Annotated in this window: 23 protein-coding genes; 18 read left to right on the top strand and 5 right to left on the bottom strand. The window is 42.8% G+C overall.

Features of this window, described 5'->3' with window-relative positions; genetic code table 11:
- Nucleotides 1–99: 99 nt before the first annotated feature.
- Nucleotides 100–1,284: a CynX/NimT family MFS transporter gene (locus tag N8A89_RS07640; RefSeq protein ID WP_281541726.1), complete on the bottom strand. Its 1,185-nt coding sequence runs from the start codon at nucleotides 1,282–1,284 to the stop codon at nucleotides 100–102.
- 383 nt (nucleotides 1,285–1,667) lie between these two features.
- Nucleotides 1,668–2,834, bottom strand: a complete 1,167-nt coding sequence (locus N8A89_RS07635; RefSeq protein ID WP_289645243.1) for a helix-turn-helix transcriptional regulator — start codon at nucleotides 2,832–2,834, stop codon at nucleotides 1,668–1,670.
- Nucleotides 2,835–2,973: 139 nt separating this feature from the next.
- Between N8A89_RS07635 and N8A89_RS07630 the strand changes: the two genes are divergently transcribed.
- The gene (locus N8A89_RS07630) at nucleotides 2,974–3,342 is read left to right on the top strand and encodes a hypothetical protein (protein ID WP_281541723.1); all 369 of its coding nucleotides are present in this window, start codon (nucleotides 2,974–2,976) and stop codon (nucleotides 3,340–3,342) included.
- 105 nt (nucleotides 3,343–3,447) lie between these two features.
- Here the strand turns inward: N8A89_RS07630 and N8A89_RS07625 are convergent, their stop codons facing one another.
- The gene (locus tag N8A89_RS07625; RefSeq protein WP_281541722.1) at nucleotides 3,448–4,185 is read right to left on the bottom strand and encodes a sulfite exporter TauE/SafE family protein; all 738 of its coding nucleotides are present in this window, start codon (nucleotides 4,183–4,185) and stop codon (nucleotides 3,448–3,450) included.
- A gap of 93 nt (nucleotides 4,186–4,278) precedes the next feature.
- Here N8A89_RS07625 and N8A89_RS07620 point away from each other — a divergent pair, with 93 nt between their 5' ends.
- The 6 genes from N8A89_RS07620 (at nucleotide 4,279) to N8A89_RS07595 (ending at nucleotide 10,673) form a co-directional block, all read left to right on the top strand.
- A complete protein-coding gene (locus N8A89_RS07620; RefSeq protein ID WP_281541721.1) occupies nucleotides 4,279–6,090 on the top strand; it encodes a sodium:solute symporter family protein in 1,812 nt (603 codons plus the stop codon).
- An 11-nt stretch (nucleotides 6,091–6,101) separates the two neighbouring features.
- On the top strand, nucleotides 6,102–7,187 hold the full coding sequence (locus N8A89_RS07615; protein ID WP_281541720.1) for an acyltransferase family protein: 1,086 nt from the start codon (nucleotides 6,102–6,104) through the stop codon (nucleotides 7,185–7,187).
- Nucleotides 7,188–7,189: 2 nt separating this feature from the next.
- Nucleotides 7,190–7,561: a hypothetical protein gene (locus N8A89_RS07610; RefSeq protein WP_289645240.1), complete on the top strand. Its 372-nt coding sequence runs from the start codon at nucleotides 7,190–7,192 to the stop codon at nucleotides 7,559–7,561.
- A gap of 11 nt (nucleotides 7,562–7,572) precedes the next feature.
- On the top strand, nucleotides 7,573–7,812 hold the full coding sequence (locus tag N8A89_RS07605) for a hypothetical protein (RefSeq protein ID WP_289645239.1): 240 nt from the start codon (nucleotides 7,573–7,575) through the stop codon (nucleotides 7,810–7,812).
- Entirely contained in the window at nucleotides 7,785–8,150 is a 366-nt protein-coding gene (locus N8A89_RS07600) for a DUF2237 family protein (RefSeq protein ID WP_281541718.1), read from the top strand. Before N8A89_RS07605 ends, N8A89_RS07600 begins: the two co-directional genes overlap by 28 nt.
- 147 nt (nucleotides 8,151–8,297) lie before the next feature.
- Complete coding sequence (locus N8A89_RS07595; RefSeq protein WP_281541717.1) at nucleotides 8,298–10,673, top strand: TonB-dependent receptor; 2,376 nt, start codon at nucleotides 8,298–8,300, stop codon at nucleotides 10,671–10,673.
- A gap of 21 nt (nucleotides 10,674–10,694) precedes the next feature.
- Here N8A89_RS07595 and N8A89_RS07590 read toward each other — a convergent pair whose 3' ends face one another.
- Nucleotides 10,695–11,504, bottom strand: a complete 810-nt coding sequence (locus tag N8A89_RS07590; RefSeq protein WP_281541716.1) for an alpha/beta hydrolase — start codon at nucleotides 11,502–11,504, stop codon at nucleotides 10,695–10,697.
- Between the two features lie 124 nt (nucleotides 11,505–11,628).
- On the opposite strand from N8A89_RS07590, the gene N8A89_RS07585 reads away from it, so the two are divergent.
- From N8A89_RS07585 to N8A89_RS07565, 5 genes are all read left to right on the top strand, one after another.
- On the top strand, nucleotides 11,629–12,339 hold the full coding sequence (locus N8A89_RS07585; RefSeq protein WP_281541715.1) for an alpha/beta fold hydrolase: 711 nt from the start codon (nucleotides 11,629–11,631) through the stop codon (nucleotides 12,337–12,339).
- Nucleotides 12,340–12,453: 114 nt separating this feature from the next.
- Nucleotides 12,454–13,608, top strand: coding sequence for an ATP-grasp domain-containing protein (locus tag N8A89_RS07580; RefSeq protein ID WP_281541714.1), 1,155 nt, complete (start codon nucleotides 12,454–12,456; stop codon nucleotides 13,606–13,608).
- A gap of 24 nt (nucleotides 13,609–13,632) precedes the next feature.
- Nucleotides 13,633–14,730 carry a carboxylate-amine ligase gene (locus tag N8A89_RS07575; RefSeq protein ID WP_281541713.1) on the top strand — a complete coding sequence of 366 codons (1,098 nt, stop codon included), beginning with the start codon at nucleotides 13,633–13,635 and terminating at the stop codon, nucleotides 14,728–14,730.
- A 68-nt stretch (nucleotides 14,731–14,798) separates the two neighbouring features.
- Nucleotides 14,799–15,635 (top strand): type 1 glutamine amidotransferase, encoded by an 837-nt coding sequence (locus N8A89_RS07570; protein WP_281541712.1) that lies wholly within the window; start codon nucleotides 14,799–14,801, stop codon nucleotides 15,633–15,635.
- Nucleotides 15,632–16,828 (top strand): hypothetical protein, encoded by a 1,197-nt coding sequence (locus N8A89_RS07565; RefSeq protein WP_281541711.1) that lies wholly within the window; start codon nucleotides 15,632–15,634, stop codon nucleotides 16,826–16,828. Before N8A89_RS07570 ends, N8A89_RS07565 begins: the two co-directional genes overlap by 4 nt.
- A gap of 26 nt (nucleotides 16,829–16,854) precedes the next feature.
- On the opposite strand, the gene N8A89_RS07560 is transcribed toward N8A89_RS07565, so the two are convergent.
- Nucleotides 16,855–17,445 (bottom strand): riboflavin synthase, encoded by a 591-nt coding sequence (locus tag N8A89_RS07560; protein WP_281541710.1) that lies wholly within the window; start codon nucleotides 17,443–17,445, stop codon nucleotides 16,855–16,857.
- Between the two features lie 59 nt (nucleotides 17,446–17,504).
- Between N8A89_RS07560 and pdxA the strand changes: the two genes are divergently transcribed.
- From pdxA to accC, 6 genes are all read left to right on the top strand, one after another.
- Nucleotides 17,505–18,551, top strand: coding sequence for a 4-hydroxythreonine-4-phosphate dehydrogenase PdxA (gene pdxA, locus N8A89_RS07555; protein WP_281541709.1), 1,047 nt, complete (start codon nucleotides 17,505–17,507; stop codon nucleotides 18,549–18,551).
- A 125-nt stretch (nucleotides 18,552–18,676) separates the two neighbouring features.
- Nucleotides 18,677–19,207 (top strand): YceD family protein, encoded by a 531-nt coding sequence (locus tag N8A89_RS07550; protein WP_281541708.1) that lies wholly within the window; start codon nucleotides 18,677–18,679, stop codon nucleotides 19,205–19,207.
- A 7-nt stretch (nucleotides 19,208–19,214) separates the two neighbouring features.
- On the top strand, nucleotides 19,215–19,412 hold the full coding sequence (rpmF, locus tag N8A89_RS07545) for a 50S ribosomal protein L32 (protein ID WP_281541707.1): 198 nt from the start codon (nucleotides 19,215–19,217) through the stop codon (nucleotides 19,410–19,412).
- Between the two features lie 235 nt (nucleotides 19,413–19,647).
- Nucleotides 19,648–20,649, top strand: coding sequence for a beta-ketoacyl-ACP synthase III (locus N8A89_RS07540; protein WP_281541706.1), 1,002 nt, complete (start codon nucleotides 19,648–19,650; stop codon nucleotides 20,647–20,649).
- Nucleotides 20,650–20,676: 27 nt separating this feature from the next.
- Nucleotides 20,677–21,165, top strand: a complete 489-nt coding sequence (gene accB, locus N8A89_RS07535; protein WP_281541705.1) for an acetyl-CoA carboxylase biotin carboxyl carrier protein — start codon at nucleotides 20,677–20,679, stop codon at nucleotides 21,163–21,165.
- 90 nt (nucleotides 21,166–21,255) lie between these two features.
- Nucleotides 21,256–22,608 (top strand): acetyl-CoA carboxylase biotin carboxylase subunit, encoded by a 1,353-nt coding sequence (accC, locus tag N8A89_RS07530; RefSeq protein ID WP_281541704.1) that lies wholly within the window; start codon nucleotides 21,256–21,258, stop codon nucleotides 22,606–22,608.
- Nucleotides 22,609–22,682: the final 74 nt, after the last annotated feature.

Below are 22,682 nucleotides of genomic sequence, written 5' to 3'. Positions count from 1 at the left end.
AATTGGAATTAAATAGTACTGGACTTACCGATTCATAAAAAAATCAAAGCTAGGAACATCTTTGTACCGAGGTTTTATGAGTAGCTTTAGGACAGGATTTTAAACCTTTTCGGCCTTACCGGCACCGAGGCCCATATACAGTTTTATGGCGGCGACAAGAAAAAGAAATAGTAGGGCGTAGTCCCAATCTCCGGTGAGGTCAAAAATGCCCCCAAAAAGCATGGGTCCGGTGGCGGCTACCAGATAACCCACAGATTGGGCCATACCGGAAAGTTCCGTGGCCCCATCAGTATCCCGTGAACGGAGTACCAAAAATAGTAACGCCAGCCCAAACGTACCGCCCAGGACAATTCCCAACAAGGAGACCCAAACGGCAATAAGGCCAAATTCCGGCAACAGTATCCCAAGCAGGCTTACCGCTTCTAGCAGAACGAGAACGGTGACGATGGTGCGCTGGTTTTTTTGCTTCCCGGCCACATAGGGGATGACCAAAGACCCAATGATACCAGTAGCCTGGGATAGGGAAAGCATCCATCCGGCGAAAGCCGCATCATAGCCCCGGCTTTGCAAAATAACGGGCAGCCATGCCAAAATAATATAGAAGACCATAGACTGCAAACCCATGAATAAGGCTACGTTCCACGCCAACCGAGAGCTGCTAAGTTTTTTCATGGCCTCCTTAAAACTTCGGTCACTGGACGATTTGGTTAATTTGGGTACCTGGGGCATCCACACGAAAAGCGCTAGTAGCGAGGGAACTCCCCAGACCACTAAAGAGCCGCGCCAGCCCAGTTCAATATCTTGGGCCAAGGGCACACTAAGCCCAGCCGCTGTAGCCGCTCCCAAGGCCATAAAGCTAGAGTAGAGACTGGTCATAAACCCGGAGTTCTCATTAAAGTTCCGTTTCGTTATGCTGGGTAGTAGCACATTGCCCAATGCTATGGCCACCCCCAATAATAGGGTGCCAATGTATAGCGCCGGAATCCAGTTTATATAACGAATGGCGATACCCGCGGTCAATAGGAGCATTGCCCCTAATAAGGTGCCGCCAATTCCAAAACGTTTGGTAAACAGCGGGGTTAAGGTAGAAACCACCCCAAAAGCGAGTAAAGGAAGCGTGGTCAACAGTCCCAAGAGCGTATTGGACAAGCCGGTGGAGACCCGTATATCCTCTACCAAAGGTCCAACACTGGCCAAGGCGGGGCGTAGGTTAATGGCAATAAAAATAATGCCTACGACCAACAAGTAGTTGTTGCGTGAAGCTGATTTTTGGGTTGGGGACATGTGTTTTGGCATTTTAGAATTCGGCAAAAATACTTAAACCTTGGCCTTTCTATCCCTTTAGCATCTTAATTTATAGATAAAACCACAGGCAAACGGGCGCCTATCATGGCAAAAAGGTATGCACTACCAACACCTACGATAATGTCTCCGCGCGCATCCCAGTTATCATGTTTTGTACATTGATAGGATTTTATCTCGTATAACCTGTTAGAACATGGCAAGAATACCAAAACCCAGGCCGCAACTTTTTGGAAATAGGTGGCATCTTGGAACGCGGTGAAGGAATACGCTGAGGGAAAAGCCTGCTCATTTTTGGCCTACATTTATGGCTGGACCAACGTTCCAAAAAGTGGTCGTAAACTCGATGGCCACCTACAAAAGAGTCATAAGCCCTGCAAACTTTTTCGGGCACTGTATTCCTTTGGGGTACAATCGTATTCTTTACGGAAGGCCCTGTAAAAGGCATTTTTAGAATGGAACCCACAAACCTTGCCCAAGGCCTCTATGGAATGCTTTTCCAGATACTTTTTTTGTATCAGCTTTTCCGAATGGGCCACTCTCAAATGGTTGATGTAATCGTTAAAGTTGGCATAGTTGGATGCGCTGATCATTTCCGATATCCTCCGCGCAGAGGTATCGGTCTTCATGGCGAGCAACGAAAGGGTAATGGACGAATCTAGAAACAGTTTTTGCTGTTGCACTTGAGTATTAAAGTCCGTAAAGATATTAAGCAAGAGCAATTCTTGGGGTTCGGTGGGGCTGTTCGCATCGGTAATCAATAAGGTGGGTAGGCCAATGAGTATGTTGGGATTCCATAAGAGGTAACCGGAAATCAACAAGTAGCTAACGGCCAAGATGACCCGCGTAAACTGCACCATAAAATCCTCTGCACTTACCGAGGCTATGACCATAAAAAAAATTACTACATAAAGGCAGACCAACGAAATCAGGTAAAGGGTCTGTAATTTGGTAAAATCGAACAGCCATTTTTTAACCAAGCGATACTGCTTGGATACATTCTCCTTGTTCCGTTTAAAGAACCCGATGAGTAGCCACCACTGAAAAAAGAGATAGATAAGCGATTGACTGGCGCGCGCCATGATATTTACCCACTCTGGTAGAAGTCCGTCCCTAACTGTGTAGACATTTTCTATATTTTCTGCCACCCTGCTTACGATGATGCGTTTCTCCTCCAAATCCATCGTGTAAAAAGAGAAATAGTTGGCGACGAAAAACAGAAATGGAATAAGATGTAGTAAATCTCTTTTACGAAATCGGTTCTCATTGTACAATACCGATCTTACATAGATATAGGATATAGGCGGAATGAGGTAGGATATGGGTGCGGGCATCTTGTAGAGTACGGGAAAATAATTGATTGCCCCGTAAAGGATTACGAAATAAAAACCGAAGCAAATGGCATTTAAGAAAAGGTAGGTCGCAATGAGATGAGCAGAAAAGTTATGCACTTTGTTGATTCGAAACCAAATCACCAATGCCGTAACGATGGAAAAGAAAACACTTGTAACGTACAAGAAATCCAAAAACATATAGGGATAGGTCTAGTAAGAATAAGGTACAAATACTGTAATGGTAACCAAAGGTATTTGGTATAAACGAGAAATTAGGGTTTATTTAGCCGAATAGCAAAAACAATGGTACAAAAGAAAGATTAATTTGAAAATGCAAATGGATCAATTGATCGCCAAGGTAAAAAAATGGGGTAGTGACCAGCCGGCTATTTCCTATATACTCCAAATGGATACGGATTCCGATCTGCAAACGGATCGCAGCAATTCCTTAAAACTTCTGATCGTTGCCCAACGGATAAAGGACTTTTTAGAGCAGCCCGCCTGGTTGGAAGATTTTGGCGCCTATACTAAATGCCACAAGGCCAACCATGGTTTTTTCCAAATACTAAAGGTTTCCTATACGTGTGGGGTAAACGTAAATTTTGTAATGGTAGAGGGTAACGGAAAAGAAACCGCCTATAACTTTGGCGATGCCGACGATTTGGAGAACAATCTGAATATACTGGTCAATAAGGGAGAAAAATAGTGATGCGCCTAAAACGGTAAATCGCCCTTGCAAAGCCATCAAGATTACCCACTTCAACCTTTCCTTGAATACGATGTTCCAGAACAAGCTATACTACTGAATTTCTTATCGGAATAAAATCAATATGGCTCCAAGAGCGGTAAGCACCAAAATCATCTTTCGGTAAAAATCGTCCTTGATTATTTTCACCAACCGTACCCCTACGAACAAGCCTATCAATATCCCGGGAATCAATTTGAGGTTTACCCAAAGCGTATCCAAACTTATGGTCTCCCAAACAAAAATGTGAAACGGCAGCTTAAAAATATTGATGATAAAGAAAAGCCAAGCGGCCGTACCTATAAACTCGTTTTTGGGCAGTCGCATCGCCAAGAAAAAGATATTGCTGAACGCCCCGGCCAAATTGCCGATCATGGTAGTGATGCCGGCCATTATCCCCATAGATCCCGCAAATGCCCAATGCGTAGGTACGCGTTTAGACTTTTTCCGGTCCCACCAATACATCATGACCACACTGCCCAAAATGATGCCGACCATGCCTAGTTTAAATGTGCTTTCATCCAAATCTTTTCCGACCAAAACCCCGATCAGGACCCCCAACATCATCCACGGTAAAAAACGCACGATGTATTTCCATTGGGTATGCCGATTGTAGTAGATGACCGCAAAAATATCGCCCACAATAAGCAGGGGCACGATAAGCCCCGTAGATTCTTTGGCGCCAAAGGCCAGGGCCATTAAGGTAACGATGATGATGGCGATACCTTTGATGCCCGATTTGGAAACTCCAATAACAAAGGCGGCCGTAAAGGCGAGGATCCAAGATGTTAATGAGATTTCCATAGCTGTTGGTATCAGCCCGCCGGACGTTTAGCGAACAAACGGCAAAAGTATCTTAAATTATTTTATCTTTAGTTGTTAACTAACAACCAAACCATGCAACTAAGCACCTTAGATTATAGCTTTATAATCGTATTCTTCTCCCTTGTTTTAGGAATTGGCATTTACGTCTCCAAGAAATCCGGAAAAAACTCAACCGAGTTCTTCCTATCGGGCAGAACCATGCCGTGGTGGCTTTTGGGGCTCTCCATGGTGGCAACCACCTTTTCTACCGATACGCCCAATCTGGTAACGGATATTGTGCGTACCAACGGGGTTTCAGGCAACTGGGTCTGGTGGTGTTTTTTAATTACGGGAATGTTGACCGTTTTTGTCTATGCCAAGCTTTGGCGCAGGTCCAACGTCAATACTGATCTAGAATTCTACGAGATGCGGTACGGTGGTAAGCCAGCCAGCTTTTTGCGAAAATTCAGGGCCATCTACTTAGGGGCCTTATTCAATATTATTACCATGGCATCCGTTACCTTGGCGGCCATTAAGATCGGGGGCATCATGTTGGGACTGGAACCTTGGGAAACCGTGGTCGGCGCGGGATTGATTACCGTGGTCTTTAGTGCTTTGGGCGGATTCAAAGGGGTGGTCTATACCGATTTCCTTCTGTTCTTCGTAGCAATGTCCGGAGCTATCGGGGCGGCGTACTACTTGGTGAATATCCCTGAAGTAGGCGGCATAGAAGCCTTGATGTCCCACGATAACGTTACGAGCAAACTCAATATTTTACCCGATTTTGACAATACCCAGGTGCTTATTATGCTGTTCATCATTCCCATTGCGGTGCAGTGGTGGAGTTCGTGGTATCCCGGAGCGGAGCCGGGCGGTGGTGGCTACATAGCCCAACGAATGTTGGCGGCAAAAGACGAGAACCATGCCATAGGGGCAACCTTCTTTTTTAACATCATGCACTATGCCCTGCGCCCTTGGCCATGGATTTTGGTGGCCTTGGCTTCCTTGGTGGTATATCCTGATGTGGCGAGTATCGCCGCAGCGTTTCCTAATGTGGAGGAGGGTAAACTGGGGCATGACCTGGCCTATTCCGCCATGTTGACCAAACTGCCCAGTGGTCTTTTGGGCGTGGTATTGGCATCCTTGGTGGCTGCCTATATGAGTACGATTTCCACGCAGCTCAATTGGGGTTCCTCCTATATTGTTTTTGATTTTTACAAAAGACAAATCAATCCCGATGCGACCGAAAAGCAAATGGTTCTAGTGGGTAGATTGGCCACGGTAGTGTTGATGGTCCTTAGCGCCCTGTTTGCGCTGACTTTACAAAACGCCTTCGAGGTTTTTGATTTGTTGATACAGTTCGGGGCGGGTACCGGATTGGTGTTCATCTTGCGCTGGTTTTGGTGGCGTATCAACGCGTGGAGCGAGATCACGGCGATGTTCGCCTCGGGAATCATTGTTATTTTATTGGCGAGAACCGATTTAGGTGATATCCTTTTTGCACCGGAGACGGGCATATTTCCAGTATGGGCCAATTACCCTTTTATCGTGGTAGTTACTACCGCCATTTGGATGCTGGTCACCTTTTTAACACCTCCGGAAAGCCCTGAAACCTTAAGGTCTTTTTACAAGAAAACCCAACCTGGCGGTCCGGGATGGAGCAAAGTTGTACGGGATGCCAAAACCGAAAATAAGGATATTAAAAAGTCAGGGGAAGTGTGGAGCGTGCCGGCCGGTATTACGGCGATGCTGATTGGAATCGTATTGATTTACTCCATCATGTTCGCTACGGGATACTGGATTTACGGAAGAACAACCCAAGCGATGGTTTTAACGGTGGTCTCTATCATCTCTGGGGTCTTGCTGATCAAGGCATGGAACCGATTAAAGGGCAATATTCTATAAAAAGGAAAATTATGAAGGATAGAATTATATCGGTGGATATTTTTAGGGGTGCTACCATCATCTTAATGGTTCTGGTAAATACGCCCGGAACCTGGTCCAACGTGTATGCGCCATTTTTGCACGCACCATGGCATGGGTATACCCCGACCGATCTGGTATTTCCTTTCTTCTTGTTCATAGTGGGCACGTCCATTGTTTTCTCGTATCAAAACAAAACGGTGAATGCGGGGGTCTATAAAAAAATTACGATCCGGACCTTAAAGCTCATAGGTCTGGGTCTTTTTCTGGGAGCGTTTACCGTAAGCCTACCTTTTATTAAGGACTGGGCAGATATTCGTTTTCCAGGGGTACTGCAGCGTATAGGGGTGGTGTTCTTTTTTGCTGCCATTATGTTCATCAATTTCAAATGGAGAACACTTATAATCATTACGGCCATCTTGTTAATCGGTTATTGGTTGTTGATGACCTTGGTTCCGGTGAACGGCATGGAATCTACCTTGGACCGAGCACCGAACAATTTGGCGAATTGGTTGGATGTACAAGTCTTTGGTACTCATAACTATAAAGCGGATTACGACCCAGAGGGATTGTTAAGCACCATCCCCTCCATTGCCAGTTCTTTACTGGGCATCTTCACCGGGTTGATTTTGGCATCCAAGCAAGAGAAAAAAGCGACCCTTTTGATGGGTATCGGAGGCAGCCTGTTGATCATAGGTCATTTGTGGGACATCATTTTCCCCATAAACAAAGCGCTATGGACTAGCAGTTTTGTGCTGGTCACGGCGGGGTGGGCAAATTTGGTATTGGCCCTCATTTATTATCTAACGGACGTTAAAAAAATAGAGTTCGGTAGCATCTTCCGATACATTGGGGCGAACGCCATTATCGTTTATTTCCTCTCCAGCTTTATTGCGAAAGTGATGGGACAGATAGAAGTGGGCGACACCTCATTACATGGTTGGCTCTTTCGAAAAATTTATGTTCACGATTTCATGTCCATGGAAATGTCATCGTTGTTGTATGCCTTGTCCGTGGTCACCTTTTACTGTTTCTTGGCATATTTCTTGTACCAAAGAAAGATATTCATAAAGGTATAAACGTGATATACAAGCTAGGAAACCCATTACTTTTTCTCGTACTATTCTTTCTTTTCGCACTGTCCAACCCTATCTTGGGGCAGAAGCATTATGAAGAGGGATATGTAGTATTGAACAACGGTGATACGATTATAGGACGGATCAAAGATCGGACACCCGATCCCTTCGGGAAATTGTGTAAAAAAATACGGTTTAAGGGAAAGGGTAAATCCAAATACGGCCCGGACGAGATCCTATCCTATAAAAAGGGCGATGCACTTTACGAGACCATCAGCTTGGTGGATGCGGAAGGTTTTCTGAGCCAGGATTATAGCATATCTTTTGATGGAAGGGACCCTGTTTTTATAAGAGTAGTAGAAAGAAGGGACCTGTAAACCATTACCTCTTGGAGTTTCAAGATGCGGATTCGGGATATTTTGACCATATATCCTATTTTCAAAAAAGTAATGGAAGGGAACTTGTGCGCACTGCTCAGGGTATTTTTGGGTTGCGAAGGAAACGGTTAGCTTCCTTTTTCAACGATTGCCCTTCGTTGGCGGATAAAATTTTAAATAAAGAATTGAAGACTTCTTACGAAGTCGCTACTTTTTACAACACATGGAAGAAAAACCAAAAAACGTATTAGGTACCCAGCTGTGTTCCTGTTGCTTTGAACCCAAAACGGGTTTCTACAGAGATGGATTCTGCAAAACGGGGGAAGAGGACATTGGCACCCACATCGTCTGTGCCGTGATGACGGACGAATTTTTGGAGTTCACCAAATCTAAAGGAAACGACCTGTCCACGCCCATACCCCAATGGCAGTTTCCAGGCTTGAAAGCAGGCGATAAATGGTGTTTGTGCATCCGAAGATGGTTGGAGGCTGAGAAAGCGGGCAAGGCCCCAAAAATAATCTTAGAGGCTACCCATCAAAATGCGTTAGAATATGCCAACTTTGAACTACTGCTGGAGTACAAGGCATAGGCGCCAACAGTTATTTCTCTTATTTGGAGCTTTTGGTTTCTAGAAAGAAATAAAAGTATTTTAACAAATTTTTAAATAGGCGCTAAAGGCTACACCTTACTTTTGTTTAATCATATATAAAATAGAATAAACAAAATTGAAAATAGCTTGAAACTACACCCCCTTTTATTTGCAAAGTGCTTCGTATTCACCGCCATACTGTTTTTATTGCCAGTAGATAATGTGGTCGCCCAGGTTTCTGGAACCTTAAGCGGTAAAGTCGTGGATGTTACAGGACAACCCATAATGGGGGCATCGATTTTTTTGAGCGGCACCCAAAAAGGAACCATTACCAATGAAAATGGACGGTATATCTTGGAGGACATTGTTCCCGCATCGTACAACCTAACCGTTAGCTATCTGGGTTTCGAGACGCAAACAAAATTTAATATACTGGTTAAATCTAAAGGGAATCCATCCTACAATTTTAGACTTGTAGAGGCAACTGAGAATTTGGATGAAGTGGTTGTTTCAAATTCAAAAATAGGAAGGCCTAAAGAAACACCTTTATCCACACAAAGTTTATCTGCTGTTGAAATAGCAACCTATCCGGGGAGTAATAATGATGTCGTTCAGGTAGCGCAAACCCTGCCAGGAGTTTCTCCTTCTGTTGGTGGTTTTAGAAATGATCTGATCATTCGTGGTGGTGCGCCCAACGAAACGGTTTACTATTTAGATGGTATGGAAGTGCCCAACATAAATCATTTTAGTACGCAAGGTAGTGCTGGAGGACCTGTTGGACTTTTGAACGTTTCTTTTATTGATGATGTTACGCTATCCACGTCTGCTTTTGGTGCCCAATATGACAATCCACTTTCGGGAGTGCTCCAATTTACCCAGCGTAACGGTAACAATAGCTCCTTTGGAGGTAATTTTAGAGTAAGCGCCAGCGAGGCGGCCTTAACTATGGAAGGCCCTTTGTTCAAAAATGGAAGGGATCAATCCAAGACTACTTTTTTAGTATCGGCCAGAAGGAGTTACCTGCAGGCGCTGTTTGCATTAATCGGCTTACCTTTTCGTCCCAATTATTGGGATTATCAATACAAAATTGATCATCAGCTAGATGATTATAATTCCCTTACCCTTTTGGGCGTAGGTTCCATAGATGATTTTACTTTGGCGGCACCGGACGAATTTGATTCCGGTCAGCAAGCACAATTGGAACAAGCTCCATTTATTGATCAAAGGTCGAATACGATAGGTCTTACATGGAAAAACCGTTTTAAGAATGGCTCTGGATTTATGCAAACCACCCTAAGCAACAACCGGTTGGCAAATGTCTTCACAAGATTTGAGGATTCCGAAAACCAAACAGGCATTATTTTTAGAAACGATGCCGTAGAGTCCGAAACAAAATTACGGCACCAAACAACAATGTTTTATGACGGCTGGAAGGTGACAGGAGGCTTTAATGTACAGCAATCCTTTTATTCCAATGAGACCATAAATACCACTAATAATATATTATTCAATACCGAAATAGATTTTATGAAATATGGTCTCTTCGCTAACGCCACGAAGTCTTTCTTCGATAATAAGTTGGATGTATCTTTTGGTGTGCGAGCAGACGATGACAGTTTCACGGATGGCAATAGTTTGGCAAGCACACTTTCTCCGCGTATGGGAATTTCTTACGAATTCAAGGAAAACTGGAAATTAAACGCCTCCGTAGGACGGTATTTTAAGATTCCGCCCTACACGATGCTTGGTTTTAGGAATAATGACTTGGAACTGGTAAATAGAAGTTTAAAATATACTAGAAGTGACCATTATGTCTTGGGACTACAGCATATTTTTGGCCCGGCCGCCAGCATTTCGGTAGAAGCATTTTATAAGGATTATGACGATTATCCTGTTTCTGTTACAGATGGGGTTTCCCTGGCCAATAAGGGCGGTGGTTTTGAAGTATTGGGGAATGAGGAAATAGCCTCGGTAGGTCGGGGGCGCACCTACGGCACAGAAATTCAATTTCAACAGAAACTAACGAATAATTTTTATGGTATTTTTTCGTACACCTATTTCTTTAGTGATTTTACAGGCTTTGATAGAAACGTATTCTTACCATCGGTTTGGGACAGCCGTCATCTAATTTCCTTTGTTGGAGGCTATAAACTAAAGCGTAATTGGGAAATAAGTGCCAGATACCGTTTTGCAGGAAATACCCCATTCGTTCCTACAGATTTGAACAGAACGCTAGATACCTACCCGGATATTGTCTTGGACTATGGAAGATTGGGAGAGGAAAACCTTGGTGTTTTTAGTCAATTGGACATCCGAATCGATAAAAAATGGAATTTTAAGAAATTGTCCTTAGATGTATTTTTTGAAGTACAGAACATACTTTCCCAAAACAACCCTCAACCACCTGAATATGGTCTTAACAGGAATGATACAGGAGCTGTGGTAGACCCGAGGAGCCTGGTGGAAATTACAGAGGATAATGGACAATTAATTCCCAGCATTGGCCTGGTAGTCGATTTCTAAAGCTAAATTTTAGTGCAGTAGCTATTCAAGGAACGCCCACCTCAAAAAACTCGGGAACGCATTTCCCCAAGTAAGCAAGTCGTGTTTGCCTTCCTTAACCTCCATATAGGTAATGTCACCTGGATAGGAATATCCCTTTTTTTGTAGTTCTTTGATGACGTCAAGTGTATCGTCAATGGCATCAATGACCCCATTTTTATTACGATCGGCCAGCTCGTCATTGGTGCCGCACTGGAACCAAAATTTTTGTCCAGCAACGTGCGGTCTGTTCTTAATAACATCGAGGATTATGCGACTTCTATCCAACGTATCCCCTTTCACATAGGCTTTCTTGCGCCACCAAAAAGACCCACTAAAAACACCCGATTTACCAAAATAATCCGGGTGATTGTACACGATATCGAAGGCCGATAACCCACCCAAAGACATGCCGCAATACACCCACTCCCGATGATTATCGGAAATATTGAATTCTTCTTTTAGAAAAGGAATTAATTCCTCGATGATAAATCTGCTGTAGGAAGCCGCTCTTTTGCCCCTGTTCTTAAAATCGGGGGTGCCACTTATACCGTACTCGTTCATCCGATCTTCGTTACAGGAAATTCCAACATAACAAAAAGGGCGTAGGGTTCTATCTGTAAAAGCTCGTGCCAAGGTTTTTTCCAGTCCCATGGCTTGGTAGTCTTGACCGTCATTCATTAATAGTAGGGGAAAGGATGCTTCACTTTTTTTGTAATTTCCAGGCGCTACAAATCGGAACTGGACTTTTCTCTTCAAATTTTGAGAAAGAAAATGACCTTTGGCACTTATAAAATCAACCTGAAAACCCATATTTTGCGCTTAGCGAATGCAAGTATAACGAATACTAAAAAATAAAATTTAACATGTCAAAAAATAAATTACTTTTGCGCCCCTTAAATGGTTGACTGCTAATTCTTTTGCATTAATTTAGTATATGGCTAAAATTGAACATATTCCTTATTATTCCAATACCCTTGGTCGCAATATTATGGTGGAGGTAACCGGGCATTGGGGGCATCCTATTTTAATGTTCCCATCCTCTGGAGGCCAATATACCCAGAATACCGATTTTGGACTGAATGCATCCGTAATGCATTTGGTAGAAGAAGGCCGTGTTAAACTTTATAATGTAGAGACCTTGGATATGATGTCCTTCTACAATGATGACATGAATTCGGAGACCAAGATTCATAATTATGAATTGTACATGCAATTTTTACAAAACGAATTCATTCCGTATATTCAAAGGGAATGCAATACCCATAGGATTGCGGTCTCCGGAGTAAGTTTTGGTGGTTTTCATGCCGCTAATACCGCTTTTCGTTTTCCAGATGTTATTTCGCATTTAATTGCGATGAGTGCCGCGTTCAATATTAGAAACATGGCCCCACTTTCTGAGGATATGCGGATTTATTTTAACTGTCCGGACGAGTACATGCAAAATGAGGAAGGATGGAAATATAACCACATGCAGATCGTATTGGGCACTTCGGATTGGGATATTTGCAGGGATAAGAACTTGCACATGTCCGGCATTTTAAACAGCAAGGGAATCGCACATTGGTACGACGAAAAAAAATGGCAAGATCACGACTGGCCTTTATGGAAAATGATGTTTCCGGAATATTTGGGTAAATATTTTTAAGTTACCTGTACCTTGAATAATTTGACTGCGCTCTGCATGAACTGAAGCTGATTGCTCAAGAGATTTTTAAGTAAAAACAAAAGGACTAATTTATATAAAACAACAGAAAATAACATGGCAAAAAAAGTAGGTATATTATTTGGAATGGAAGACACGTTTCCATGGGCATTTATAGATAAGGTAAATCAATTAGGGAACGGGGAAATTGTTGCCGAGCCCGTACAGGTTGATAAGCTACAACAAGGTATTGATTACGGATACAGTGTTATTTTTGACCGTATCTCCCAGGAGGTTCCGTTTTATAGGGCATATTTAAAGAACGCATCGTTAATGGGAACGGCGGTCATTAACAACCCTTTTTGGTGGAGTGCGGACGAAAAGTTCTTCAACAACTGTTTGGCCATGGAATTGGGGGTTCCTGTTCCCAACACCGTCTTGTTGCCATCCAAAGAAAGACCGGATAATACTACGGAAAAGTCCTTCCGGAATTTAAAAGCGCCGTTGGACTGGGATTACATTTTTGACTACATCGGTTTTCCGGCCTATATGAAACCACACGATGGAGGTGGATGGAAGAATGTTTACAAAGTGAACAACGCCGACCACTTATTCGAGTGTTTGGAGGAAACGGGCCAGTTGGTCATGATGTTGCAGGAAGAAATCGTTTTTGACGATTATTACCGTGTTTACTGCTTGGGTCAGAAATACGTTCATATAATGCCCTACGAGCCTAGAAACGAGTTCCATGCACGTTATGCAACGGAACCCAAAACTACCGGCGAGGAGCATAAAAAGCTAATGAAGACCATTCACGACTACACCTTAAAATTGAACAAGGCTCTGGGCTATGATTTCAACACGGTAGAGTTTGCTATCCGCAATGGTATTCCTTATGCCATTGATTTTTGTAACCCTGCGCCAGATGCCGATATCCATTCCGTAGGACAAGAAAATTTTGATTGGATCGTGGAACATTCCGCCAAATTGGCTATTGAAAAGGCGAAAGCGCACAAACCGAAGAAGAACAACACGTCTTGGGGAACTTTTCTTAAGAATGCCGCTACCCCAGTAAAGCCAGTTGCAAAGAAAACAACTTTAAAGACCGCTGCTGAAGCCAAGAAATCCGTAAAAAAGTCGACTTCGACTGCTGCCAAAAAAGCAACCCCAAGCGCTAAGAAACCCGTTGCCGTTAAGAAGGCGCCTGCAAAGGGAACTCCAGCGAGGAAAACAGCTGGGAAGGCGAAGACAACAACTAGGAAATCCAAATAAGAATAACAAAAAAGCAAGCATAGTATGCATAAGTTCACCCTGGGAATAGAAGAAGAGTTTCAAATCTTGGATAGCGATAGCTTAAAGCTTTATTCCCAGATGTCTAAGATTATTGATGGTGGCAAGGTCTTTTTAAAGGAGCGGATAAAGGAGGAGATGCATCAATCCATGGTAGAAATGGGTACCAATGTTTGTGAAAATATTCATCAAGTTAGGGATGAAGTTTCCTTTTTACGTCAACAAATAATTCAATTGGCGGACGATGAAGGATTAAAAGTTGCCGCAGCAGGTACACATGCCATTTCGCAATGGCATGAGCAGCTAATAACGCCCAAACCAAGATATGATGAAATCGTGGATGAGATGAAAGACGTGGCACGCGGCAATCTTATTTTTGGAATGCACGTACACGTAGCCATACCTAACAGGGAACAAGGCATGGAAATCTTGAACACGGTCAGGTATTTTCTGCCACATTTATATGCGCTATCTACGAATTCCCCATTTTGGGAAGGAAGGGATACCGGGTTTAAATCCTACCGCAGTAAGGTTTTTGATAAGTTTCCTAGAACTGGGATTCCTCCCTTTTTTGCTAGCGTAGCGGAATATGACAAGTTTGTGGATATCTTGGTGCGGACCAAGTGTTTGGACAATGCAAAGAAAATTTGGTGGGACATTCGTTTGCACCCCTTCTATCCTACTATAGAGTTTAGGATATGTGATGTGGTGATGACGGTTGATGAGGTAACTTGTATTGCCGCACTTATGCAATGTTTGGTAGCCAAGTTGTACAAATTGAACCAGAAGAACCAGACCTTTAAGAATTATCGCAGACTTTTATTGAACGAAAATAAATGGCGAGCCGCAAGATGGGGAGTGGAGGCTAAACTTATTGATTTTGGTAAAGAGGAGGAAGTACCTTTTGCCCAATTGATGAATGAGCTATTGGAATTTATAGACGACGTAGTAGATGAGCTTGGGTGCCGCACGGAGGTAAATTATGTATATCAAATGCTGGAGCAGGGTTCTGGAGCGGACAGGCAGCTTAAGGTTTATGAGGAAACCAAAGACTTGAAAAAAGTGATGGAGTACGTAGTTTCCCAGACCCAAAAAGGACTATAGTGGGAATATGTAGTAATTTTGAACGCAACTTCATTTTTTTGCGTTAGTGTAAGAAAGTCGGGTGACAAATGGAAAGAAAATATAAGATTGCTATTTTGGATATGAATGCAGGCGAACCCAACGAGGGAATGCGTTGTATTGAACAATTAGCGGTGCAATTTTTAGGTCAAAAGGACATCAAAGGGGAATATGATGTTTTTGATGTACGCGTAAAATCGGAAATTCCCAAACTAAAGGACTACGATATTTTTATTTCTTCCGGTGGACCAGGAACACCATTGGTAACGGGAGAGCCTTGGGAAAACGCTTATTTCAATTTTTTGGACGCCCTCTTACTGCACAATCTTTCCAAACCCCAAAAAAAGCATCTCTTTTTAATATGTCACTCTTTTCAGTTGGCTTGCTTGCATTGGGACGTGGCCAAGGTTACCAAACGCAGGTCCACCTCTTTTGGAATTTTGCCTATGCACAAGACCAAAAGCGGCCAAAATGAAATCCTTTTTAAAGATTTGGAAGACCCATTTTTTGCGGTCGATTCCAGGGACTATCAAGTTATCGGTCCGAAGGAATGGAAATTAGATACGTTGGATGGTAAAGTATTATGTATAGAGAAAAACAGACCTAACGTGCTTTTAGAGCGGGCCGTAATGGCCATTCGCTTTTCCAATGAAATCTTTGGCACCCAATTTCACCCAGAAGCCGATGCCAAGGGAATGAAGCGTTATTTTGCCCGTGAGGAGAAAAAGAAACTGGTTATAAAAAAGTTCGGAATAAAGAAGTATAAAAGCATGTTGGAACATCTTGAGGATGAAAACATGATCATGAAAACAAATGCGACTATTATTCCCACTTTTCTGAGATTGGCGGCTGCGACCATTGATCAGAACAAATTACAGACTGTATGATTACCAAAATAAGGGAGCAATTCAATGCAGATTTCAAGGAAGAGTATTACGAAAACCTCAAGAAAGAAATTGTGGACACCTATGGCGAGGGGACCGCTTTTCGCTTGTCAGAAACTCCAATATTTGTAAGTAAGGACGTAAAGAATCAAATATTTGATGCCTGCGAGAGCATTATAGCGCAGCTATGGGATCTAAATTTTGACGAAATCCGATCGAAGTTCGTACACAGGGACATTCAGTCTCCATCCAAGATTGGGAAACCTCATTTTCTGGGAATAGATTTTGGAATTTGTGAAGATGGTAACGGGGGAGTTACGCCACAGCTTATTGAGCTGCAAGCATTCCCCACCTTGTTTTTTTATCAGCCCTTTTTAGGGAAAGCTTTTTTGAATAATTATCCCACCATACCAAGAGAAGGATTCCATTATTATTTTAGTGGTTTGGATGAATCTACATATTTAGAGGAAGTGCGGCAGGTAATTTTAGGTGATGAACAACCCGAGCATGTCATTCTAATGGAACTTTACCCGGAAAAACAAAAGACCAGAATCGATTTTTGGGCCACGAAGAAGGCGTTGGGAATTGAAGTGGTCTGTATGACCGACATTATTAAAGAAGGGAAAAAGCTCTTTTACCTAAAAGAAGGTCTAAAAACTCCGATTAAAAGAATATATAACCGGGTTATTTTTGACGAAATCTCGAGAACCAAAGATTTGAACACGGCGTTCAATCTCCACGATGAGGTAGATGTGGAATGGGTAACACACCCAGATTGGTTTTTCATGATTTCCAAATGCGTAATGCCCTTATTGAAGCATAGGAACATTCCAAATTCTTTTTACCTGGACGATTTCCCGGAGGACATCAACCTGGATAACTATGTTCTAAAACCCTTGTTCTCTTTTGCCGGACTGGGAATTGACTTACATCCCACCAAAGAGAAAATAGGCGCTATTTCAGATAAGCAAAATTATATTCTCCAAGAGAAAGTGAAGTACGCGGCTAACATTAAAACCAATTCGGCTAAAAACTCCAAAGCGGAAATACGCATCCTTTTTATTTGGGACGAGAAGAACGAGCGGTTAAAACCGGTCGTTAACCTTGGGCGCATGAGTAAGGGTGAATTAATCAATGTTTCGCACAATACCGAAGAAACCTGGATCGGTTCCTCCATTGGTTTTTTTGAGGATTAGACCTGTTAGGATACCCTTATAACTATCTACTGCCTAGCAGCTAAAAGCTTCGCCACATATTTTCCGATGACATCAAACTCCAAATTAACAACCGTACCCTCTTCATAGGTGTTGAAACGCGTATGTTCATAGGTATAAGGAATGATGGCCACGCTAAAAGAGTCTATTCCCGAATCCACCACAGTAAGACTGGTGCCATCAATGGTTATGGAGCCTTTCTCAATGGTCGGATTCCCCTTATCGGCGTCATATTTAAAAGAAAAGAACCAACTTCCGTCTTTTTCCTCAATATGGATGCAAGTGCCCGTTTGGTCCACATGGCCCTGTACGATGTGTCCGTCCAAACGAGACCCTAAAATCATGGCGCGCTCCAGATTTATGGTGTCCCCGACCGCAAGCAGGTTCAGGTTCGTTTTTTCTAATGTTTCCGCAATGGCCGTTACGGTATAGTTATCGTCGGCCAAAGAAACTACCGTAAGGCAAACGCCGTTATGTGCAACACTCTGGTCAATTTTTAATTCGGTTGAGAGGTCGGATTTTATGGTGATATGAAGATTGCTGGCATCGTGAACCAAACCAACGACTTCTCCTAAGGTTTCAATTATACCGGTAAACATGTATCGTTTTTATTAAGTAGTTTTGTGGACTGAATTGGTTTACAAAGGTAAAGATTATCATGGAGGAAAAAGGTAAGATTAAGTTGGGCATTTCCATAGGGGATTTAAACGGCATAGGTTGTGAAGTGGCGTTAAAAACTTTTGAGGATAGTAGGATGCTGGACTTTTGCACGCCTGTAATTTTTGCCTCCAACAAGACCATTTCGCACCAAATGAAAGCGTTGAACGTCAACATTGCTTTTAATGGTGTCCAAGAGGCCTCCAAGGCGATTGACGGCAAAGTGAACATTGTTAATGTCTGGAAAGAAGTGCCGAACATTCAATTTGGGGAAGCAACAGAGGAGTCCGGCCGTTATGCGATTAAATCTTTGACGGCGGCTACCGAAGCGCTAAAAAATGGGGCTATCGATGTCTTAGTAACGGCGCCCATAAACAAAAACAACGTCCAATCGGAGGAGTTTAATTTTCCGGGACATACAGATTATCTAGCCCAGGAATTGGACGGCGAGAGCCTCATGTTCATGGTTACAGATACCCTAAAAGTTGGATTGCTAACAGACCATGTAGCCGTGAAAGATGTAGCATCGGCCATTATTCCAAGATTGGTAAGGGATAAGATCAATTGTATTGAAAAATCCCTGATGATGGATTTTGGCATCCGCAGACCTAAAATTGCGTTGTTAGGAATAAATCCACACAGTGGAGATAATGGTGTTATCGGCAAAGAAGATGATGAGGTTTTGAAACCCGTAATTGCGGAAATGGCAAATCTTGGCCATTTAGTTTATGGGCCCTACCCGGCCGATAGTTTTTTTGGGTCCGATACCTATAAAAAATTCGATGCGGTCCTAGCTGCCTATCACGATCAAGGTCTTATACCCTTCAAAACCTTATCTTTTGGACGGGGGGTAAATTTTACTGCGGGTCTAAGCAAGGTGAGGACTTCGCCGGATCATGGAACCGCCTACGAGATAGCGGGAAAAGGGGTTGCGGACCACAGCTCGTTTAAGGAAGCGGTATTTACCGCATTAAGTATTTTTAAAAATAGGACGGAATTTCAAACCCTAACCGAGAACCCCTTGAAGAAACAAAAAGTAAGGCGCTAATCTAAGTTGTGTGTGCTGAGAAATAGTCGTCATACAAATCGTTGATAACTATTGGGTTTTATTAAAATAATAGTATCTTTGCACCCGCCTTTTAAGGCAATCATTTTAATAAAGTGTGTTACGTGATGAAGCAAAAGGAGTTTGATATTCCTTTCTCAGGATTAAAGCAAGGGAAACACGGGTTTAGTTACAACATAGATAATACGTTCTTTGATTCTTTTGGATATGACGAGTTTAATGCGGTAGACGTTACCGTTAAGGTAATATTAAACAAAACCCCTACAATTATGGAGTTGGATTTTGATGCTGCCGGAACTGTAAACGTGGACTGCGATATAACAAGTGAGCCCTACGACCAGCCTATAACTTCATGTTCTAGGTTAATCGTTAAATTTGGGGATTCGTACAATGACGAGGACGATGAAATTCTGATACTTCCTCACGGTGAGCATCAATTGAATATTGCACAGTTCGTGTATGAGATGTTAGTATTGGCGGTTCCATTAAAAAGAGTTCATCCAGGAATTGCAGACGGGACGTTAAAGTCGGAAGTTCTGGACAGGCTGGAAGAGCTACAACCAAAAGAAAAAAAGGATAATAAAGAAGGAAACGATCCCCGATGGGACGAATTAAAAAAACTATTAACGGATAAATAAGGTTTAAATGGCACATCCTAAAAGAAAAATTTCCAAAACCAGGAGAGACAAAAGAAGAACACATTATAAGGCAGTTGCACCAACTTTGGCTACAGACTCCACTACAGGAGAAATGCATTTGTACCATAGAGCACATTGGCATGAAGGTAAACTGTACTATAGAGGCCAGGTTTTAGTCGATAAAACGGAAGAAGTCGAAGCTTAGTTTCCGCTCTACTAAAAATATAACTCCCACTTCAATTGAAGTAGGGAGTTTTTTTTCGTCCAAAGACAAAATTTCGGTTTTAATAGTATCCCTATCAAGCTCCGGAGCAAAATATTATATTTCTAACTAAATTTGCTAAATAAGACCGTTTTTCAACAAAAAGTCTGTGGAAATCACTATTTTTCACGACTTTTGATGTGTTTTTAAAGGTTTTTACTCAAAGAACTACTGATATATGACCAAGATTACGGCAGCTATTACCGCTGTAGGAGGCTATGTTCCCCAATTCGTCCTTACCAATAAAATGCTTGAAGCAATGGTGGACACTAATGATGAATGGATTACAACGAGGACGGGAATTAAGGAACGAAGGGTATTAAAGAAAGAAGAAGGAGAAGGTAGTTCCTATTTGGCTATTAAAGCCGCAACGCAACTAATTGAAAAGCGCCAATTAAATCCTGAGGAAATAGACCTAGTGGTGGTTGCCACGGCAACTCCGGATAGTATGGTAGCATCCACGGCGGCCTTTGTGGCCTCTGAAATAGGTGCGGTAAATGCATTTGCCTATGACCTATTGGCCGCTTGTTCCAGTTTCCTCTTTGGAATGAGTACCGTCGCAGGATATATTGAAACTGGAAGGTATAAGAAGGTTTTGTTGATCGGAGCGGACAAGATGTCCTCCATTATTGATTATACGGATAGAACAACTTGCATCATTTTTGGGGATGGGGCTGGAGCTGTACTGTTCGAGCCGAATACCGAAGGCTTGGGGCTACAGGATGAATATTTACGAGCGGACGGAAGTGGAAGACAATTTCTTGGAATGGAGGGAGGAGGTTCACTAATGCCAGCTACGATAGAATCGGTTACAAACAAAAAACATTTTATCTTTCAAGACGGTAAATCTGTTTTTAAGTTCGCTGTATCCAACATGGCGCATGTAGCTGAGCTCATGATGAAGAAGAACAATTTGACTGACGATGATGTTGCCTGGTTGGTGCCGCATCAAGCCAATAAACGTATAATCGACGCAACCGCCAAGCGTATGGGATTGGATGCAGGAAAGGTAATGATGAACATCCAGAGGTATGGTAATACTACTTCGGCTACCCTACCACTTTTGTTGAACGATTATGAAAGTCAACTTAAAAAAGGGGATAATCTAATTTTCGCCGCTTTTGGAGGCGGATTTACTTGGGGTTCCATCTATCTGAAATGGGCCTATAATGCAAATTAAACCATTACTTAATACATATTTGAAACTATGGATATTAAAGAAATTCAAAGCCTGATTAAATTCGTAGCGAAGTCCGGAGCTAGTGAAGTAAAATTGGAAACGGATGAAATTAAAATAACCATCCGTACAGGTAGTCTTGGCACCAATGAGACCACTTATGTACAGTCCATTCCAATGGCACAGGCACCGGTGGCACAACAGCCGGTTCCCGTTCAAACAGAAGCTGCTGCTGCTGCAGGATCCGTCCCAAAGGAGGATTCCTCGGACGACTCTAAGTACATTACTATAAAATCACCTATCATCGGTACTTTTTATAGAAAACCATCTCCGGACAAACCAGTCTTCGTTGAAGTTGGGGACACTATTTCCGCAGGTGACGTACTTTGTGTAATCGAAGCCATGAAATTGTTCAATGACATTGAATCGGAAGTTTCCGGTACTATCGTGAAGGTATTGGTGGACGATTCTTCACCGGTAGAATTTGACCAGCCACTTTTCTTGGTGGATCCGTCATAATTTTAAGTTTAAAGTTTGAAGTTTATCGTTTGAATCCAGCGCATTTGAACCTATAAACTGCTAAACCGTAAACTCTTAAACTAAAAAACTATGTTCAAAAAAATATTAATAGCAAATAGGGGCGAAATAGCATTACGCGTCATTCGTACGTGTAAGGAAATGGGCATCAAAACGGTTGCCGTTTATTCCAAAGCGGACGAGGAGAGCCTTCATGTTCGTTTTGCGGACGAGGCGGTTTGTATCGGTCCGGCGGCCAGTAGTGAATCCTACTTGAAAATCCCGAATATTATTGCTGCCGCGGAAATAACCAATGCGGATGCCATACATCCCGGTTATGGTTTTCTTTCGGAAAATGCACGGTTTTCCAGAATTTGTGCCGAGCATGAGATAAAATTTATTGGAGCCTCCGGGGACCAGATAGACAAGATGGGCGACAAGGCAACCGCCAAAGCTACAATGAAGGCTGCCGGCGTACCCTGTGTCCCAGGTTCAGAAGGCCTTTTAAAAGACGTAGCCGATGCTAAGAAGATTGCCGCAAAAATGGGGTATCCCGTTATGATTAAAGCCACTGCAGGTGGTGGAGGAAAAGGAATGCGCGCCGTATGGAAAGAGGAGAAAATGGAGGAGCTTTTTGAAAGTGCCGTCCAAGAGGCAACGGCCGCTTTTGGCAACGGAGGTATGTATATGGAGAAATTAATCGAGGAACCACGACATATTGAAATCCAAGTAGTAGGGGACCAATACGGAAAGGCCTGTCATTTATCGGAACGGGATTGTTCCGTACAGCGCAGGCACCAGAAATTGACGGAGGAGACACCTTCACCCTTTATGACGGACAAGCTCCGTGATGCCATGGGGAAAGCTGCGGTAAAAGCCGCCGAGTACATTAAGTACGAAGGAGCGGGTACCGTAGAATTTTTGGTGGACAAGCACCGAAAGTTTTATTTTATGGAGATGAATACCCGAATTCAGGTAGAGCATCCCATCACCGAACAGGTTATCGATTACGATTTGATTCGAGAGCAAATATTGGTGGCGGCAGGAGTTCCCATTTCCGGGAAGAACTACACGCCAAAACTACACTCTATAGAATGTAGGATTAACGCGGAAGATCCTTATAATAATTTTAGGCCTTCCCCGGGGAAAATCACTACCCTTCATACACCTGGAGGTCATGGAATACGAATGGATACTCATGTGTACAGTGGCTATAGTATTCCACCAAATTACGATTCCATGATTGCTAAGCTTATAACAACGGCGCAGACAAGGGAAGAGGCCATTAATAAGATGAAACGTGCGTTGGACGAGTTCGTCATAGAGGGAATAAAGACCACAATTCCGTTCCACAGGCAGTTAATGGATCATCCGGATTATTTGGCCGGGAATTATACTACGGCGTTTATGGACACTTTTAAGATGGATCCAAAACCAGAAGAATAGAACAAAACTCCGATAAACGCTATCGGAGTTTTTTTATTGGTTTCTTTTGTATTAGCTAAAGAATAAAATGAAGG

This window comes from Maribacter aestuarii (assembly GCF_027474845.2).
Lineage (GTDB): Bacteria > Bacteroidota > Bacteroidia > Flavobacteriales > Flavobacteriaceae > Maribacter > Maribacter aestuarii.
The sequence above is the reverse complement of the archived record's forward strand: the minus strand, read 5'-3'. Positions and strand labels throughout refer to the sequence as shown.

Excerpts from the sequence above, each read along its gene's own strand:
- N8A89_RS07640 (WP_281541726.1), bottom strand. The coding sequence starts at position 1,284 with ATGTCCCCAACCCAAAAATCAGCTTCACGCAACAACTACTTGTTGGTC.
- N8A89_RS07635 (WP_289645243.1), bottom strand. The coding sequence starts at position 2,834 with ATGTTTTTGGATTTCTTGTACGTTACAAGTGTTTTCTTTTCCATCGTT.
- N8A89_RS07630 (WP_281541723.1), top strand. The coding sequence starts at position 2,974 with ATGGATCAATTGATCGCCAAGGTAAAAAAATGGGGTAGTGACCAGCCG.
- N8A89_RS07625 (WP_281541722.1), bottom strand. The coding sequence starts at position 4,185 with ATGGAAATCTCATTAACATCTTGGATCCTCGCCTTTACGGCCGCCTTT.
- N8A89_RS07620 (WP_281541721.1), top strand. The coding sequence starts at position 4,279 with ATGCAACTAAGCACCTTAGATTATAGCTTTATAATCGTATTCTTCTCC.
- N8A89_RS07615 (WP_281541720.1), top strand. The coding sequence starts at position 6,102 with ATGAAGGATAGAATTATATCGGTGGATATTTTTAGGGGTGCTACCATC.
- N8A89_RS07600 (WP_281541718.1), top strand. The coding sequence starts at position 7,785 with ATGGAAGAAAAACCAAAAAACGTATTAGGTACCCAGCTGTGTTCCTGT.
- N8A89_RS07590 (WP_281541716.1), bottom strand. The coding sequence starts at position 11,504 with ATGGGTTTTCAGGTTGATTTTATAAGTGCCAAAGGTCATTTTCTTTCT.
- N8A89_RS07585 (WP_281541715.1), top strand. The coding sequence starts at position 11,629 with ATGGCTAAAATTGAACATATTCCTTATTATTCCAATACCCTTGGTCGC.
- N8A89_RS07580 (WP_281541714.1), top strand. The coding sequence starts at position 12,454 with ATGGCAAAAAAAGTAGGTATATTATTTGGAATGGAAGACACGTTTCCA.
- N8A89_RS07575 (WP_281541713.1), top strand. The coding sequence starts at position 13,633 with ATGCATAAGTTCACCCTGGGAATAGAAGAAGAGTTTCAAATCTTGGAT.
- N8A89_RS07570 (WP_281541712.1), top strand. The coding sequence starts at position 14,799 with ATGGAAAGAAAATATAAGATTGCTATTTTGGATATGAATGCAGGCGAA.
- N8A89_RS07565 (WP_281541711.1), top strand. The coding sequence starts at position 15,632 with ATGATTACCAAAATAAGGGAGCAATTCAATGCAGATTTCAAGGAAGAG.
- N8A89_RS07560 (WP_281541710.1), bottom strand. The coding sequence starts at position 17,445 with ATGTTTACCGGTATAATTGAAACCTTAGGAGAAGTCGTTGGTTTGGTT.
- pdxA (WP_281541709.1), top strand. The coding sequence starts at position 17,505 with ATGGAGGAAAAAGGTAAGATTAAGTTGGGCATTTCCATAGGGGATTTA.
- N8A89_RS07550 (WP_281541708.1), top strand. The coding sequence starts at position 18,677 with ATGAAGCAAAAGGAGTTTGATATTCCTTTCTCAGGATTAAAGCAAGGG.
- rpmF (WP_281541707.1), top strand. The coding sequence starts at position 19,215 with ATGGCACATCCTAAAAGAAAAATTTCCAAAACCAGGAGAGACAAAAGA.
- N8A89_RS07540 (WP_281541706.1), top strand. The coding sequence starts at position 19,648 with ATGACCAAGATTACGGCAGCTATTACCGCTGTAGGAGGCTATGTTCCC.
- accB (WP_281541705.1), top strand. The coding sequence starts at position 20,677 with ATGGATATTAAAGAAATTCAAAGCCTGATTAAATTCGTAGCGAAGTCC.
- accC (WP_281541704.1), top strand. The coding sequence starts at position 21,256 with ATGTTCAAAAAAATATTAATAGCAAATAGGGGCGAAATAGCATTACGC.